We start from the raw sequence: 16,763 nt of genomic DNA on the forward strand, positions 1-16,763 counted from the left end.
TACTCGGTGGCCCCGCCCGCAGGTCAGGGTAAGCGGGCGGGACCACTTTGTTTCTCGAACATACAAAACATTCGGGCAGTGCGCCACCCCCGCCTCACGGCGACACGGTGAACTGCAGCAGACCCCAGGTGAAATGTGCCACCACCCGCTCACCGGTGCCGGGCGCGGTGACCGCGAGCCGGGCGCGGCTCGGCGCGTCCGCCGGCAGCGGCGTCGCCGGCGGGAAGGCGCGGGCCACGTCGTCCACGACGCACGACCAGGGCGCCAGGTCCGCCACGCGGTCCAGCCGCGGGGCCGGTGCGCCGGGGGCGCGGACCAGCCACTCGTTCCACACCGCGCTGCCCCCGGGAGCGCACAGCACCTCCCACCGCAGGTCCGGCCACAACGGCATCGGCCACATCAGCGCGCGGCACGTCAGGTCTCCGACCTGACGTGCGACCTCCTGCTCGGGCGGGCCGAGCGCCAGCCGGTAGCCGCGCTCGCCCCCCGGGTACGTGCGGCTGTGCAGCCGCGCCTGCCATGCGCGGTGCGCTTCCCTCAGCTCGGCGTGCGACGCCCCCGACGCGCGGAGCGCGTCGTCCACCAGTTCCGGATGGTGGTCGGCCATCCTGCGCAGCAGGACCAGTTGAAACTGGGGGATTCCGAAGTGGGCCACCCCGGTGAGCTTACGTTCCCCCGGGGTGCCATGGCCGGTGGCCGCCCCTTGCGGCGGGCGGCCACCTTTCCCGCCGCCGTGGCTGCCCGCGCAGTTCCCCGGGGTGACTTCCGTAAAACGCACATGACGTGCGGGAACGGATGGCGGACCATGGAAGGCATGTACACGACTGCGGACGGCGATGACGGCATGGGCCGTGTCGGCGTGCGCAGGGGCGGTAGGGGCAAGCGGTCGAGCGAGATTCCGGCGGGGCCGGTGTCGCCCTACGACGGGTGCGGCAAGTGCCTGGTTGCTGTGCGTCGGCTGAGCAGGAAGAAGGACGCCACGTCCTCGCCGGAGAAGCAGGCCGCTCACGATCTTGCGGCCGCCGCCGCAGTCGGCGGACACGTCATCGCGTGGGCCGACGACTGGGAGGTATCTGGAGCTACCGACCCGATGACGCGCCCGGGGCTTGGGCCGTGGCTGCGTGGCGAGATGGGACCGTACTCCGGGATCGTCGGTCCGAGCGTCGACCGGATCGGACGTAATCAGCGCGACGTGCTGAACACGGCCTACGCCGTAAACCAGCAGGATCGGCTACTGGTCACCTACGGGCATCAGGGACCGTGGGACTTAGGGGACCAGGCCGACGAGATGCGCCTGTCCATGGAGAGCTTCGGGGCTCAGATGGAGCTTCGAGCGATCGAGAAGCGCAACCGGGATGCGGCGGTCACGGCCCGCAAGCTGGGCAAGCCGAACAACGCCCCGCGATACGGCTACAGGTTCGTACGCAAGTCGCCCATGGGCCGGATCGACCATGTCGAGATCGACCCCGAGGCAGCAGCGGTTATCCGTGAGGTAGCACGGCGCATCCTCGCCGACAGCACGGGAACGATCACGCCCCACAGCGAGGCAGCGCGGCTGAACCGTGCCGGTGTGCTGTCGCCGAGCGACTACAAGGCCGTCCGGAACGGGCGCGAGCCCGAAGGCTCCCTGTGGTCGGCACGCGCGCTGATCCACATTTTGACGTCGGAGGGATCACTGGGTTTCCTCATGCACAAGGAGCGGCCCGTCTTGAACGAGGAGACCGGGCAGCCCATCCGCTTGTGCGAGGGTCTGTGGGACAGGCCCATGCACGATGCCTTGATGGCCAAGTGCCAGCCGAAGGCCAGGAGGAGCCCGGGTGCGCCCCGAGCCCCGAAGGGGGTCCGGTTGGCGTCGGGCCGTGGCACCTGCGGCGTCTGCGGATACCAGATCACTGTCGCCACCCGTCCCGATGGTCTCGGCTACCGGTGCAACGGCAAACGCAAGGGAGCCCGCGACTCCCAGGAGTGCAGGCCCGCCCCGTCGATCAAGCTGAGCATCTTGGACGCCGAACTCACGACGTGGTTCCTCGCCCGCTACGGGTCGGGGCAGATCATGCGCAAGGAGTACGACCCCGGGACCGGGTACGGCGTGCGGATTGCTGAGCTGAAAGCCGACCGCGCCCGGTTGCGGGCAGACCGCCTGGCAGGTCTGTACACCGACGACGATGACGCCGATTGGTATCGGGAGCAGTACGCGCGCATCGGCAGGGAGATCAAGGAGCTTCAGGCGCTTCCGGAGCGGCCGGCGGGAATGCGCATGATGCCGACCGGGAAGACCGTGGCCGAAGCGTGGGCAGAGGCCCCAGACGACGCAGCCCGCCGCGAGATGCTGGCCTCCTACGGAGTGGAATTCAAGCTGTACCCGGCGGGTGGGAAGCGGCTGGAGATCACCGGCATGGACCTCCACACCTTGGCCGCCGCCGCATAACCGGCACGCCACGGCCGTCCCTCCGGCTAGCGCTCCCGGGGGACGGCCGTACTCCCCCCCAGCCGGTCAACCCTGCCTACTTCGCAGGCAGCAGCAGCAACGGCACCAGGTGCGCCGCGTACACCCCGGTATGCGTTTGGATCTCCACCCGCTTGATGATCAACTGCGCCCCGGTGTCCCGCCCACCCACCCCGGCCGCGCCGTCGTAGGAACCGAGGCGTGTGATCTCTGGGACGGTCCATGGCCAGGGGCAGAAGTCGAACCGGCCAAGGCCGGTACTGCCTTTCAAGCGGAACCCCACGCCGCTACCGGTACGTTCCACCATCACCCTCACAGACTCCGCGTCCGTGACGACTTCCAGACCGCCACCGACCGCCCCTATAGGTCGGGGGGTCCCACCGAGAAGGCGCGCGAGCCCGTCAGCGACGCCGGGGTCGGGAGTCGTCACCCGCCAGGTCGGCAGCGCCTCATGCCACCCGTTGACAGTGCGCGTCGCGTGAAATTCGCCTGCCATCGGCTCAGTCATCGGGCCGCCCAGAACCTGACAGCAGCAGCCGGTGCAGGCCCCGTAGGTCCGCCAGGTCGGCCGCGATCCCGCGGGCAATCTCCGCTTCCCCCACTGTGTGACCAGCGCCGACGTACCGCCAGGCAGCAGAGATCACCACACCGTCGGCGCTCTGCTCATCCGGTACCGGCCCGGCTCGGTAGGCGGCACGGGCATCCCGCAGTGCGATGTACGTCGTGGAGTACCGGCGGGACTTGGTCAGGCAGTGCCCCCGATAGCCGAGGGTGTGTGCCCAGGCCCACAGCCGGAGGTGTTCCAGTTCCGGGAGCCCGCCGAGATGCCAGCACATCCCCATCAGCGCGCGCAGATGCCCCGAGACCACCGCCGCAGTGATCGCACCCAGCGACCTGACCCGGTGATCGAGCCCGCCCGCATCCCCGACGCTCTTGGATACGTACTTGGCCACATATGCGGCCACCGCCTCATCTGTCAGCGCCCCGGCATCGCCGAAGGCCCGTACAGGATGCACATCGAGCTGAGCACCCCACCCGAAGACGTATTCGCCCAGCGCCGCACTCGGCTCCAGGCGCACCCGCACCGCAGTCACGGCGCGGTGTACCGCGTCGGCGAGAAGGTCCGCTGTCGCCCACGCAGGCGGAGGCGTATCGGGACCGGTCGGGCCGTCGAGCCGGACCACCGCATGGAAGTGGACCGCGCCCCGGCGCTGATACTCCGCGACCTTCGCGAAGCTCACACGAAGATGCGCCCCGAGCCGCGTCTGTGTGATCCCAGCCGCGGTGGCGAGTTGCCGCCGAATCGCGCGTGTGGTCCGGTTCCACAGCTCCCCGGCATGCGCGTGCCACAGAACATGCGAGGCATAGTCGTAACACTGCGGGCACAGCGGCAGACCAATGTTCCGGTCGCCCTCGCCGTGCACTGCCAGGCAGCCCAGCGGACGCCCGTGCTCGCACTCGCCGCCCTCACGCCGGGGGCGGCAGCGATCTGGCCCCACCCGGTGTACCGGCCCGAAAGGCGGGGCCGTCACCGTGACGAACAAGCGCGGGTGGTCGGCGACCTCCGGGGGCACGCTCTTGCCGCCCAGCAGCCCGGCACGCACCAGGTGGAAGGTGTCCCCGGAATGCTCACGGGAACACGGCGCACACACCGAGGCCCTGCGGTTGCGGCACCGCACCGCCAGCCGCCCGCCCGGCTCACCACGGGTGCTGTAGTGCTTGAGCACCAGGCCCGTGGAAGGGTCAGCAGTCGTGGTGTACCCGGACAGGTACACCGGGCGGGCACACCCCCCGGTCGCCCGGATCTGCTCCCGCCACCGCGGGTAGCCCGGCTCCTTGACCAGTCGGATCAGGTCTCGTTCGGTCTCGCTCAGATGCCGCAGGCGCCCCGCCAGATCCAGAGCGGAGCGCCGTGCAGCACCGTCGTACAGGGTCGCAGCAGCCATGGGGAGGTGACCTTTCGCGCCGAAGTGACAAGGCGGTCGGAACTCGCATGGACGTGCTCCCTTCAAGGTGTGTTGAGCTGCGTTGATTACAGAAGTAGCGAGCCGGCGGAAACGGTCAGTGACGACGGTTGCGGGGCCGGGGGTTGCGACGCCGCATGACACGACGGCAGTACCGGCACCGCAGCAGACGCCCCCCAGGACCCCGCTTCCGCTCCCGCCCACACCGCGGGCAACGCGGCTGATCCTTCACAGCAACCCCCCGGTCACAGATGAGAGAAGAGGGACTGAGACACGCTCAGCACCAGATACGAAGCTGGCGACAGGGCCGTGTAGTAGCCGAAGAGGTAGATGATCGCCGCCTGCCACCACGGCACCTCACGACTGCGGACCACCAACACCGTGACCACCCCGAGGACGAACACCACGGAGAACGTGCCGCCCTCCATCACGCCGCCCCCCGCGCGCCCTCGACCGCGTGAACAAGCCCCGGCAGCGCCGGAGTGATCTTCGCGAACGTGTGCGCCGTCTGACGCGACTGATCGGCACTGGTGTACGTAGAACGCGCCCGAACCCACGACCCGCCGTCAGTGATCACCGCAACGCCCTGCTCGGTCTCGGTGATCGACTGGGCCACCGCCACGGCATCCGGCGCCAGATCACCCAGCACCATCAACGCCGTCTCCGGGTCATTCACCCGGTGGCAGATCCGTCCCCCGAGCTGAGCCCGCAGCGCCGTCACACCCTGACCCAGCTCCGACCCGAAGCGCTGACCCGCGACGATCAGATGCACCCCCAGCGCCGCCCCGAGCTGAGCCAGCCGCAACAGCGCCATCGAACACTCCGCCGCCTGCTGCCTGCCCTCCCGACTGCCGTCCGTCAGATACAACTCAGCGATCTCGTCGACCAGGAGCACCACCGGCACAGGCCGTACGTCCTCCGGCAGCTCCCACACCGACCGGGCGCCACCGCCCTGACACACCGCCATCCGCGCTTCCATCTCCGCCACCAGCGCCCCCAGCAGAGCCACCGCTTCCTTCGCGGTGCACGCCAGCGCCGACAGCCGCGGGCCGAACAACGACAACTCCATGCCGCCCTTGCAGTCGATCCCCACCAACGCCACCGGCTGCGGAGCCAACCCGAACACCAGCGCCGCCATCAGCACCGACTTGCCCGACCGAGTCGCCCCGATCACCAACCAGTGAGGCACCGCCCGAAAATCGATCCGCCACGGACCGCCCTCTTCCGTCCGGCCCACCACCGCCGACAGCAACCGCGCAGGCCTGCCACCCAGGCCGCCGCCCGCACGAAGCAGAGGATCAGCAGCCGTCACCGTCGCAACGACCCAGCCCCGCCGCGGCGAGGCCACCCGCACCCCGAACGCATGCCAGGCATGAGCCATCGCCTCAGCCGCCGCCAGGAAATCCGCCGGCGTCTGACCCGGACGCATCCGGATACGCACCCGCAACCCCAACGGCGTCGGCTGCGGCACCCCCAACCGCGGAATCCCCGGACGCAACTCCCGGCCCGCCACGACCACAGCGCCGCCGAGCACCGCGCGATTCGACCGCTTGGTCACCGTGAGCCCGGACTCCACACACAGCGACCGCCACGTGAAGACCATCCGGAAGGCCATCACCGGAAACCCGGTCACATACCAGCGCAGCCCCGAGTCATCCAGCCGCCGCAACCAACCCGGACCCCGCCCCGGCAGCCGGCCAAGCAGATCCGGACGCACCATAAGAGCGACCAGACCCGCCACGACCAGCCAGAACAGCACCGTCCGCATCAGCGCACACCCCCACCGGTCACACCCGGATCACGCGGCGGACCCGAAGCCCGCACCCCACGCCCGACCCGCCCCGGCCCCCGGTCCTCAGCACCCAGCACCAGCCGGGCACGAAGCGCAGCCGCCCGACCGTGCCGGTCCACCAGCCGCAGCATCACCGGAACGAACTCACCATCCGGCGGGATCACTTCCAGCAGCAGCCCCGCACCGGTCAGCGCATCCAGATCACGACCCAACCGATCCAGCTCCGAGCGCACCTCACCAGTCGGGAGCCGATCCGCCCCATCGCCGGTCTCCGCCAGGAACGCCGCGATCACCGCAGCCTCTTCGCACTCCCGCACGACCTGGGCAAGCGCCACCTGACGCACCCCCGGATCAAGCCGACCCCCGGCCAGATCACCCAGCCGCGTCAGCCGCTCCATCAGATCCAGCCACGAAGCAGCCATCAGCCCTCACCCCCCGCAGGCTTCCTCGCCGCGGGCGCAGGCGCTCCCTGACCCGGAGCCGGGGCAATCGCCGTCGCCCGAAAGCTCGTCCCGGACCGGTCGCCCATCTGCCACTGCACGGCGGTCAGATCCGTGACCACCACCCGCATACCCTCAGCGATCCCCTGCGGCTGACCAGGCACCGCCACCTCGATCGTGTCGGTCTTACGCCCCTCCGCCTGCCGGACCGCCACCCCCACCAGATAGATCGTCTTGCCCTCCCGATCCACCCGGATCTGCCCCGTCTCCGGATTCACCCGGGGCTCAGGACCCACCACACACAAGATCGCCCCCAAGCGGGACGTATCCACCGGAATCGTCTGCACTAGCCCCACCTTTACGGTTCCCGACAGCCACCAGACCTCATGTCTGGTTAGGTACATGTCGTAACAGGTTGAGAGTGCAATGCCTTGACCTGATCCGGCAAGTGCTTATCCTGACAACTGACGAACTGCTGCTAGCACACACCACTGACATTCCGTACGGGGAAGCCGGGAGGCCAGGCGCAATGGCAGACGAGACGATGCAACCGCAGTACCTATATGCCCAGGTCGCCGCGAGGCTGGCCGAGGAGATCGTCAGCGGCGTTCACCCGCCGGGCAGTCTGATGCCCTCCGAGTCGGCGATCATGGAACGCTACGGCATCAGCCGCGTCACCGCCCGCGCCGCCATCGCCGAACTGCGGACCATGGGCCTGATCGAAAGCAAGCGCGGCAAAGGATCAATCGTCCGCGAAGAGACCGCCACAGCCACCCTGGACCAGACCATCACCCGCCGGGGCAAGAACTTCGCCACCTACGGGCAGTACACCACCGCCGAGGACCCCCACGTCACCCGCACACACCTCAGCGGCACCGAAGCAGACCTGCTCAAACTCCCCGACGACGCCGCCTTCGCCATCGACCGCCTACTCACCGACTCCGCCACCGGCCGGGCACACCACCGGACACTCATCCCATTCGCCACCGCCGACCAATACCCCGAACTTGCCGAGAACCCCACGCTCGACCCCGCCGCGATATACGGCCTACTCACCGCCGCAGGCCAGACACTCACCTGGCAGGAATACACCACCGCCCGCCCCGCACTCCCCGACGACCGCACCAGCCTCGCCGGAGACGGCTCCTGGCTCCTCGTCAACCACCGCATCACCCACGGCACCGACGACCAGCCACTCATCCTCGAAACCCTCACCGCCAGCGCCGACCGCACCCGCCTGACCCGCCACGTCACCGCGCAACGGACACCCGTTGGCAAAGCGAACTAGGTGTTCTGTCCATGGAGGTTGGTGACAGGTGTCACGGCGGGCTGATCTTGAATGAGTGAGGGCCCTCCGGGTTCGGTGTGGATTGCGACATCTACACACGAACGACGAGAAGGCCCTCATGCCCCACCGTAATGCACCCCTGACTGAGACCGGACGGCTGCGTCTGGCCCGCTGTGTCGTGGACGACGGCTGGCCCCTGCGCCGCGCGGCGCAGCGCTTCCAGGTCTCGCCCACTACGGCTCAGCGGTGGGCAACCCGCTACCGGGAGCTGGGTGAGGCCGGGATGGCCGACCGCTCCTCCCGTCCGCACCACGGCCCGCGCCGGACACCGACCCGCACGGAGCGGCGGATCATCAAGGTCCGTGTCCTGCGCCGCTGGGGACCGGCCCGCATCGCCTACCTCCTCGGGCTGAACCCGGCGACCGTCCACCGTGTCCTGACCCGCTACAAACTGGCCCGCCTGGCCCACCTGGACCGGGCCACCGGGCGGGCCATCCGGCGCTACGAGCACGCCGCCCCCGGCGACCTGGTGCACGTCGACATCAAGAAACTCGGGAACATCCCCGACGGCGGCGGTCACCAGGTCCTGGGCCGGCAGGCGGGCCGCAAGAACCGCGCCAGGGCGGGCATGAGCTTCCTGCACAACGCCGTCGACGATCACTCCCGGCTCGCCTACAGCGAGATCCTCACCGACGAGAAGAAGGAAACCGCCGTCGCCTTCTGGCAGCGGGCCCACGCCTTCTTCACCGCTGCCGGGATCACCGTCCAGCGCGTCCTGACCGACAACGGCTCCTGCTACAAGTCGCACCTGTGGCGCAACTCCCTCACGGATCAGGGGATTTCACACAAGCGCACCCGCCCCTACCGGCCGCAGACGAACGGGAAGGTCGAGCGGTTCAACCGGACCCTGCTGGACGAATGGGCCTACGCGAAGGCATACCGGACCGAGACCGAGCGACGCGAGGCCTACCCGGTCTGGCTCCACACCTACAATCACCACCGCGGACACACCGCACTCAAGGGCCAACCACCCGCCAGCCGCGTCCCCAACCTCACGGGTCAGTACAACTAGGCCAGACCTCGGCGATCTGTCTGACCGCCCTCGTTGGGGGAGAGTGGGCTGGTTTCGCCGTTCCTGCATGCCGGGAGCACAGGTTTTCTAGGCTGGCGTTGCTGAGCGACGGTTTATCAGGGGGTGGGTATGGACGCCGAGGTCGTGCAGCTCATGGAGCAGGTAGGCCCGTATCTATCAACCGCTTTGGGCGCCTACGGGGCAGCAGTGCTGACGCGGGCAGAGGATGCGGTAGTGGACGCCGGGGCGGACGGGTCGGCGCGTCTGGGGCGGCGAATCTTACACGCGGTATGGCGGCAGCGGGAAGAGCCGGCGCGCGCGGCGCTGGAGGGCGCAGTGAGTGACGCTGCCGCGGAGCCGCAGGATGCTGATGCGGCGGCGGCGCTGCGGCAGCAGGTGAAGAAGGCGTTGCAGGAGGACCAGGACCTGCGACGAGAGTTGGCCAGGTTGCTGGCGGCTGCCGGGGCGGGGACGGTGAACGTGACCGCCTCGGGCGAGCGGGCAATCGCAGCCCAGCACATCGGCACCGCGATCACCGGTGACAACGCGACCGTCCGGCCATGAGCGTCGGGGAGCCGGACTCAGGGTTAGAGGTGGGCAGTGCCGCGAAGAATGGAGTACAGGCGTCCGGCGCGCGATCGGTAGGTGCCAACAGTGTCGGGGTGGCGATCACCGGGGACGGCGCCCGGGTGGTGATGTTGCCGACGGAGGCGGCGTCCTGGGCACGCGAGGTACAGGCCCCTCCGGGAGCGGGATACCTACCCGGGTCGGCCTCGGGGATGTTCGTCGGCCGAGACGAGGAGCTGAAACGACTGCGGACCCTGTTGACGAAGGACAACGAGGTGGCAGTCGTCCAACCATCAGGCCGCACCCACGCGATCCACGGACTGGGCGGGATCGGCAAAAGCGCACTTGCCCAGCGCTACGCGCACCAGTACCGGAACGAGTACGGCCTGGTGTGGTGGATCACCGCAGACTCCACCGAGCAGATCATTTCGGGACTCGCCTCCCTTGCAGTGCAGCTGTGTCCACAGTGGGCGGCCGACGCGGAGGTGGAACAACGGGCGGCCTGGGCGATCACGTGGCTGCAATGGCACCCAGGCTGGCTGCTGATCTTCGACAACGTCGAGGACCCCGACGACCTGCGGCACTACCTCGGAGCACTCCCCGATGGCCACCACCTCGCCACCAGCCGCAAGGCCACCGGCTGGCACGCCGTGGCGCCCATCCTGGCCCTGGACCTACTCGACGCCGGCGCATCCACCGACCTGCTGTGCACACTGGCCCTAGGAGAAGGGCAGGCTGCAAGCCCAGAACAACGCCGAGACGCAGCAGAGCTGGCGCGCGATCTCGGCTACCTGCCGCTCGCCCTGGAACAGGCCGGCGCCTACATCCACCAGACCGGCACCAACCTGGCCACCTACCGCCGCCTACTCGGCCGGGTCCTGGACACCGCGGCCGACGGAATCGACCCCGAACGCACCATCGCCCGCATCTGGAACCACACCCTGACCGCAATCCAGGACCGCGACCCACTGGCCGTCACCATCCTCCAGACCGCCGCCTGGCTGGCCCCCGATGACATCCCCCGCACCCTGTTCGCACCCTTGGCGGACGATCCGATCGAACTGGGCGAGGCATTAGGCGTCCTACATGCCTACAACATGATCGCGTTCACCCCAGACCGCCGCAGCATCACCATCCACCGGCTCGTCCAAACCGTCCTGCGCTCCCGCCCAGCCGATACAGACCAGTCCCTTCCTGGCCGCCAGCAAGCCGAACGACTCATCGGCCAGGCAATCCCCGACAGTGTTCCGCCCACACCGCCGAGCGTGTCCTGGGAGCGCCTGCTCCCCCATGTCCTCGCGCTGCTCGAATCCGCACCGCCGACTGTGCCGGTCTCGGTCCAGGCGGCGGACAGTTACTACGCAGCGGCCCAATACCTCTACCAGCAAGGCCGCGATGCACACAGTCTCACCCTGCGCGAGGCCACTCTGGCTCAGCGCGAGCAGGTCCTCGGTGACACCCACCCCAGCACCCTGGCCAGCCGCAACGACCTCGCCGTCGCATACCATGCCGCGGGTGATCTCGGCCGCGCCGTCCCGTTGTACGAGGCCACTCTGGCCCAGCGCGAGCAGGTCCTCGGTGACACCCACCCCGACACCCTGACCAGCCGCAACAACCTCGCCGGCGCTTACCATGCCGCGGGTGATCTCGGCCGCGCCGTCCCGTTGTACGAGGCCACTCTGGCCCAGCGCGAGCAGGTCCTCGGTGACACCCACCCCGACACCCTGACCAGCCGCAACAACCTCGCCGGCGCTTACCATGAGGCGGGTGATCTCGGCCGCGCCGTCCCGTTGTACGAGGCCACTCTGGCCCAGCGCGAGCAGGTCCTCGGTGACACCCACCCCAGCACCCTGACCAGCCGCAACAACCTCGCCGTCGTATACCATGAGGCGGGTGATCTCGGCCGCGCCGTCCCGTTGTACGAGGCCACTCTGGCTCAGCGCGAGCAGGTCCTCGGTGACACCCACCCCAGCACCCTGACCAGCCGCAACAACCTCGCCGGCGCTTACCATGCCGCGGGTGATCTCGGCCGCGCCGTCCCGTTGTACGAGGCCACTCTGGCTCAGCGCGAGCAGGTCCTCGGTGACACCCACCCCGACACCCTGACCAGCCGCAACAACCTCGCCGGCGCTTACCATGCCGCGGGTGATCTCGGCCGCGCCGTCCCGTTGTACGAGGCCACTCTGGCCCAGCGCGAGCAGGTCCTCGGTGACACCCACCCCGACACCCTGGCCAGCCGCAACAACCTCGCCGTCGCATACCATGACGCGGGTGATCTCGGCCGCGCCGTCCCGTTGTACGAGGCGACCCTCGCCCAGCGCGAGCAGGTCCTCGGTGACACCCACCCCAGCACCCTGACCAGCCGCAACAACCTCGCCAGCGCCTACCGGGCAGCGGGTGATCTCGGCCGCGCCGTCCCGTTGTACGAGGCCACTCTGGCTCAGCGCGAGCAGGTCCTCGGTGACACCCACCCCAGCACCCTGACCAGCCGCAACAACCTCGCCGTCGCATACCATGACGCGGGTGATCTCGGCCGCGCCGTCCCGTTGTACGAGGCCACTCTGGCCCAGCGCGAGCAGGTCCTCGGTGACACCCACCCCAGCACCCTGGCCAGCCGCAACGACCTCGCCGTCGCATACCATGACGCGGGTGATCTCGGCCGCGCCGTCCCGTTGTACGAGGCCACCCTGGCCCAGCGCGAGCAGGTCCTCGGTGACACCCACCCCAGCACCCTGGCCAGCCGCAACAACCTCGCCGTCGTATACCATGCCGCGGGTGATCTCGGCCGCGCCGTCCCGTTGTACGAGGCCACTCTGGCTCAGCGCGAGCAGGTCCTCGGTGACACCCACCCCGACACCCTGGCCAGCCGCAACGACCTCGCCGTCGCCTACCAGGCAGCGGGTGATCTCGGCCGCGCCGTCCCGTTGTACGAGGCCACTCTGGCTCAGCGCGAGCAGGTCCTCGGTGACACCCACCCCAGCACCCTGGCCAGCCGCAACAACCTCGCCGTCGTATACCATGCCGCGGGTGATCTCGGCCGCGCCGTCCCGTTGTACGAGGCCACTCTGGCCCAGCGCGAGCAGGTCCTCGGTGACACCCACCCCGACACCCTGGCCAGCCGCAACAACCTCGCCGTCGTATACCATGCCGCGGGTGATCTCGGCCGCGCCGTCCCGTTGTACGAGGCCACCCTGGCCCAGCGCGAGCAGGTCCTCGGTGACACCCACCCCGACACCCTGGCCAGCCGCAACAACCTCGCCGACGCGCGTCGGGTGATGAAGGCGCAGCAAGAGGGGTCGGGCTCAGGCAATGGCGCCGCCCCCATTTAGGCGGTCCAAAGTTTCTCTACTTACTCAAGGGCGTGCCTCCGGCACGCCGGACGGCTTGGCCGCCCTCCGGCCGGGCATGCGGCCTTCGGCCGGTCCCGTCCGGAGCGGCAGCCGCCCGACCCCGATTCAGCACCCTGAACAGCACAAAGCCCCCGCCCGGCCAACAGCCGGCGGGGGCTCGTCACTTGCACCTCAGCGCGTGCAGGAATCCGCGTGCTTGCGCGCCACGAACTTCGCAGGCGACAGACCAGGCGTGAACTTGTCCAACCCGCAGCCCGAGCACACCACCCACTGGTGGCCCGCGCCGTCCTCCTGGACGCGCACCTTGCCCCGCCCCTGCGTCCGGAGCGCACTCCCTACGTTCTTCCGACCCATGCCCCCAGACTCCCCACCCGACGACCCGCCCGGAAGTACCAGTCCGGACAACCCCGCAACCACCAAAACCAGCGCCAGGCCTACCCAGCGCGCCGCGCCGCCGCCCCCTGGCGCACCTCACCTTGGGATAACGAGCCCGGATGCGCCTGCTTCAACAGCCGCAGTGCCCGCACCAGATCGCAGATCACCGACGGGTGCACATGCAACCGCACCACTCCAGCGCCGTCCGCCCCCGTGCCAACCGCCACGCGAAACGTTTCCTCAGAACAACCCAGCCGGGCAAGCTCCGAGGACAAGAGGTCTGCCACGGCCCGCGCCTCGGCCCACCCCTTCAGGTACGGGAAGCCCACCACGTACATTGACTCGCCCAGGTCACGGTCCAACTCGCCGTCGTCTTCCCCACCCTCATGCATGCCGCGCACTCCTCATGCCCGCAAATGCCGAAGAACTTTGCCAGCCTCTTTGCGACAGCAAAACTACCACCAGGTGATGCGACTTGAGTGATCGGCTGTGCACGCAGAGGAAAAAACCTTACAGGACCGTTCAGTCTGAGGCCCCCTGTGACCCTAGCCGGATCACAGGGGGCCGCCGAAGAACCTCAGGCCCTACCGCCACGCCGAGCACGGCCACGAGGCGTAGGAGCGGCACGACGGCCCATACAGGTACCGCTTCGCCACCCACCCCGAAGCCCCTCTCGGGGAGCCACCACGGCTGCGCGCAGTCAACTGCACATGCATCCACGACCCCTTCCACCCGATCACCTCGACACGGTCACCCCGATACAGGAGACCCCGCACCGTGCCGTGCGAGGAGGCCCGGGTTCGGAACCGCAACCCGTTGACCTTCACATGCGAATACTGCACACGCGCCGGAGCCCGCGACGCATACGAGACGGCCGATGTCGACCGGCCGCCCATGCCCACCGCCGACGCGCTGCCGACACTCACGCACGCCAGTACGGCCAGCGTGAGCGCCATGACAACCCGGAGCCTCTTCGAACCGTTCACGTTCTCTCACCCCTCACTGTTCGGCGACAGTGACGCCAACGTCACTTGTCCTAACAGGTGGCGAGCTTGACCGGCGCAGGGCTAACAGGTCAACCGGTTATCCTAATAAGTGTCGACGCGCAGAGGCCGCCGATGCCTCGCCAGGCGTCGACGGCTCTCTGTGTACAGCGCTACCTACGGGTACGGATCGGTGTAGGCCAGCAACGGAACGATGGCGACAGTGCAGAGCAGTACCAAGACAACGCAGAACAGTATTTGCCTCACGACATCTCCCCTGAGCGCTTCCGCTCCAGGAACACGACAGGGCAGTTCAACGCCGCCGCGATCCTGCGTAGGTTGGCGGGAGTCGCGCTTCGCCACCCGGACTCGATCTCGCCCATCAACTGCTCGGAGATGCCCACCAGTTCAGCGAGTTGGCGCTTCGTCAAGCCCGCCTTCTCGCGTGCCCAGGTGACCGCCTCCGGCTCTTGGTTGATCATCCGCGGACGAGTTCGCCTACGTCGGGGTGCCATCAACACCTCCATCGGCGCACACGGCCCACACCATCTTGCCGATGCCGATTCGGTCGCTCACGCCCCAGCGCCCGCCAGTGATCAACTCCACAAGGATCAAGCCCCGCCCCGACTCGTCCTCCGTCGAGGCCGAACGCGGTTCTGGCTTGTTGACGTTGGCGTCATGCACCTCAATCCGCACCCCGCCGTGCAGGCGCTCAAAACGGGTCTGGATCACGTGCCCCCGAGGCTCGTGAGCGTGGCGCACGCTATTGGTGACCAGCTCCGAGACGATCAGCTCAGCGTCCTCGGCTAAGTGTTCCAGGCCCCACGCGTTGAGACTGCGGGTCAGTAAGTGACGTGCCCTGCCAACCGTGGTGGGACCGATCGGCCACAACTTCTCGACGACGGAGTTCGCCTCGCCGGCCTTTGCCTGCGTGCCCGCGGTCATCGTGCGACCCCCCGGCTCCCGCGGGGGCGTTGATTATGCTCGTACATGTCGGCGCTCCTCTGGCGTTGACCATGCCCCCGGACCGGTCGCACGGTCGCGGGGGTCCTACGTTGCTGTCGACGGGATGTGTCGGTCTTCTTGGCCAGACCAAAGCAGTTGCGCCGCTTCATCAGCCACACTTGATGCACGCAGCGCATACGCCTATGCGCGCTGCGGATGCGAATACTCCGGTCCCACCAGCCGCGGACGTACCGTCCGGGAAAGTGGAACGTATGAACTGGTCGAAGCAGGCGATCCGAGATGCTGCACGTGAGGGCAACTACGGCCGGGTCATCCGCCTCGCCCGACAAGAGTTACGGGTCACGCAGCGCCAACTCGGTGAAGGTTGCGGCGTCACCCAGTCAGCCGTTTCACGGCTAGAAGCGCGATCGACAGGCCCATACGACATGACCACCTTGGCCACGATCGCCGCGTATCTGGAACTGCCGCGTTGGCTGGTCGGCCTCGCTGACTCGGCAGCCGCGCGCACGGACGGAACAGAGCAAGTGGACCGACGAGGTTTTGTCGCAGGAGCAGTCGCTGTTGTCTCCGCCCCTGCCCTTGGTGGCCTGACGGGGCAGGAGCAAACCGAACCCAGCCAAGCCGCCACATTGAGAGTCGCCACCACCGCATACCGCCGGATGGACGGAACGACATCGTCCCGACAGCTACTCGAAGTAGTCCTTGCGCATCTTCGCCTGGTCCAAGGGGTCGCAACAGACAGCCAAGATGAGGCACAGAGAGTAAGGCTTGCAGCCGTCGGCAGCGAAGTCGCCAGCCTGGCCGGTTGGCTCAGCTGGGACATGGGCGACGCAGGATCAGCCCGCACCTGGTACGGATCGGCCATCAAGGCCGCCCGACGTTCCAGCAACAGCCTGCTCACCGCATACCAGGTGGGCAGTCTCGCCCAGATGGAGGCAGAAAACGGCAATGCCGTGCAAGCCCTCGGTCTCGTACACAGTGCCCGAAACCAACTCGGCTCCCAAACAATTGCCGTAGCTGACGCATGGCTCAGCACCGTAGAAGCACTGGCCTACGCGGCAGCGGGCGACGAGCGATCCAGCGACCGCGCCCTTGTACGCAGTCGCTCCGAGGCAGAACGCATCCCCAGCCAGGAACCGCCACCGTGGCCCTGGGTCTTCACGTTCAACGAAGCAAAGGTCGCTGCATGCCGTCTTGCCTGCGGGGCACGCCTCGGCCTGCCTGCGTGGGTCTTCGGATCGGGAGACGAGGCAACGCTTGTGGCAGCAGCAACGCATGCAAAGCAGCGGGCAATACTTCAACTTGATCTCGCCGCAGGACACTTGGCCAATGGTCGACTGGAGGTTGGTTACCTTCTAGCTACCCGGGCAGTCGACACCGGACTGCGGTATCGCTCAGGCCGCGTGGTCGAACGGGCGCGGATCTTCCGTAGGGCGTACTCCTCGAAGACGCCGCCAAGGGTGGTCCGTGAATTTGATGACAGGCTGCACGGCGCATACCTGTGACCAGGAGGAAACCAC

Annotated in this window: 16 protein-coding genes; 6 read left to right on the forward strand and 10 right to left on the reverse strand. The window is 68.2% G+C overall.

The genetic code is table 11. The features are described 5' to 3' along the window. Nucleotides 1–94: 94 nt before the first annotated feature. Nucleotides 95–607: a hypothetical protein gene (locus OG900_28805; GenBank protein WUH95968.1), complete on the reverse strand. Its 513-nt coding sequence runs from the start codon at nucleotides 605–607 to the stop codon at nucleotides 95–97. Nucleotides 608–805: 198 nt separating this feature from the next. On the opposite strand from OG900_28805, the gene OG900_28810 reads away from it, so the two are divergent. After that, entirely contained in the window at nucleotides 806–2,428 is a 1,623-nt protein-coding gene (locus tag OG900_28810) for a recombinase family protein (protein ID WUH93720.1), read from the forward strand. A gap of 76 nt (nucleotides 2,429–2,504) precedes the next feature. On the opposite strand, the gene OG900_28815 is transcribed toward OG900_28810, so the two are convergent. The 6 genes from OG900_28815 to OG900_28840 form a co-directional block, all read right to left on the reverse strand. Continuing rightward, on the reverse strand, nucleotides 2,505–2,954 hold the full coding sequence (locus OG900_28815; GenBank protein WUH93721.1) for a hypothetical protein: 450 nt from the start codon (nucleotides 2,952–2,954) through the stop codon (nucleotides 2,505–2,507). Further along, the gene (locus OG900_28820; protein WUH93722.1) at nucleotides 2,947–4,392 is read right to left on the reverse strand and encodes a plasmid replication initiator protein; all 1,446 of its coding nucleotides are present in this window, start codon (nucleotides 4,390–4,392) and stop codon (nucleotides 2,947–2,949) included. The genes OG900_28815 and OG900_28820 overlap by 8 nt, the downstream gene beginning before the upstream one ends. 263 nt (nucleotides 4,393–4,655) lie before the next feature. Then, a complete protein-coding gene (locus OG900_28825; protein WUH93723.1) occupies nucleotides 4,656–4,838 on the reverse strand; it encodes a hypothetical protein in 183 nt (60 codons plus the stop codon). Further along, entirely contained in the window at nucleotides 4,838–6,178 is a 1,341-nt protein-coding gene (locus OG900_28830; protein ID WUH93724.1) for an FtsK/SpoIIIE domain-containing protein, read from the reverse strand. Before OG900_28830 ends, OG900_28825 begins: the two co-directional genes overlap by 1 nt. Then, entirely contained in the window at nucleotides 6,178–6,624 is a 447-nt protein-coding gene (locus OG900_28835) for a hypothetical protein (protein ID WUH93725.1), read from the reverse strand. The genes OG900_28830 and OG900_28835 overlap by 1 nt, the downstream gene beginning before the upstream one ends. Then, on the reverse strand, nucleotides 6,624–6,989 hold the full coding sequence (locus OG900_28840) for a hypothetical protein (protein ID WUH93726.1): 366 nt from the start codon (nucleotides 6,987–6,989) through the stop codon (nucleotides 6,624–6,626). Before OG900_28840 ends, OG900_28835 begins: the two co-directional genes overlap by 1 nt. 182 nt (nucleotides 6,990–7,171) lie before the next feature. Between OG900_28840 and OG900_28845 the strand changes: the two genes are divergently transcribed. The 4 genes from OG900_28845 to OG900_28860 all read left to right on the forward strand — a co-directional run bounded on the left by OG900_28845 (nucleotide 7,172) and on the right by OG900_28860 (nucleotide 12,898). Next, nucleotides 7,172–7,930, forward strand: coding sequence for a GntR family transcriptional regulator (locus tag OG900_28845; GenBank protein WUH93727.1), 759 nt, complete (start codon nucleotides 7,172–7,174; stop codon nucleotides 7,928–7,930). Between the two features lie 118 nt (nucleotides 7,931–8,048). Next, complete coding sequence (locus tag OG900_28850; protein ID WUH93728.1) at nucleotides 8,049–9,002, forward strand: IS481 family transposase; 954 nt, start codon at nucleotides 8,049–8,051, stop codon at nucleotides 9,000–9,002. 129 nt (nucleotides 9,003–9,131) lie between these two features. Then, nucleotides 9,132–9,566 carry a hypothetical protein gene (locus OG900_28855; protein ID WUH93729.1) on the forward strand — a complete coding sequence of 145 codons (435 nt, stop codon included), beginning with the start codon at nucleotides 9,132–9,134 and terminating at the stop codon, nucleotides 9,564–9,566. Nucleotides 9,567–9,781: 215 nt separating this feature from the next. Beyond that, nucleotides 9,782–12,898 carry a tetratricopeptide repeat protein gene (locus tag OG900_28860; GenBank protein WUH93730.1) on the forward strand — a complete coding sequence of 1,039 codons (3,117 nt, stop codon included), beginning with the start codon at nucleotides 9,782–9,784 and terminating at the stop codon, nucleotides 12,896–12,898. Nucleotides 12,899–13,353: 455 nt separating this feature from the next. Here OG900_28860 and OG900_28865 read toward each other — a convergent pair whose 3' ends face one another. From OG900_28865 to OG900_28875, 3 genes are all read right to left on the reverse strand, one after another. After that, nucleotides 13,354–13,686 carry a hypothetical protein gene (locus OG900_28865; GenBank protein ID WUH93731.1) on the reverse strand — a complete coding sequence of 111 codons (333 nt, stop codon included), beginning with the start codon at nucleotides 13,684–13,686 and terminating at the stop codon, nucleotides 13,354–13,356. 854 nt (nucleotides 13,687–14,540) lie between these two features. Then, entirely contained in the window at nucleotides 14,541–14,759 is a 219-nt protein-coding gene (locus OG900_28870; GenBank protein ID WUH93732.1) for a helix-turn-helix transcriptional regulator, read from the reverse strand. Nucleotides 14,760–14,775: 16 nt separating this feature from the next. Continuing rightward, on the reverse strand, nucleotides 14,776–15,222 hold the full coding sequence (locus tag OG900_28875) for an ATP-binding protein (protein ID WUH93733.1): 447 nt from the start codon (nucleotides 15,220–15,222) through the stop codon (nucleotides 14,776–14,778). Between the two features lie 272 nt (nucleotides 15,223–15,494). Between OG900_28875 and OG900_28880 the strand changes: the two genes are divergently transcribed. Next, on the forward strand, nucleotides 15,495–16,748 hold the full coding sequence (locus OG900_28880) for a helix-turn-helix domain-containing protein (protein WUH93734.1): 1,254 nt from the start codon (nucleotides 15,495–15,497) through the stop codon (nucleotides 16,746–16,748). Nucleotides 16,749–16,763: the final 15 nt, after the last annotated feature.

The sequence above is a fragment of the Streptomyces sp. NBC_00433 genome, assembly GCA_036015235.1.
Taxonomy (GTDB): domain Bacteria; phylum Actinomycetota; class Actinomycetes; order Streptomycetales; family Streptomycetaceae; genus Actinacidiphila.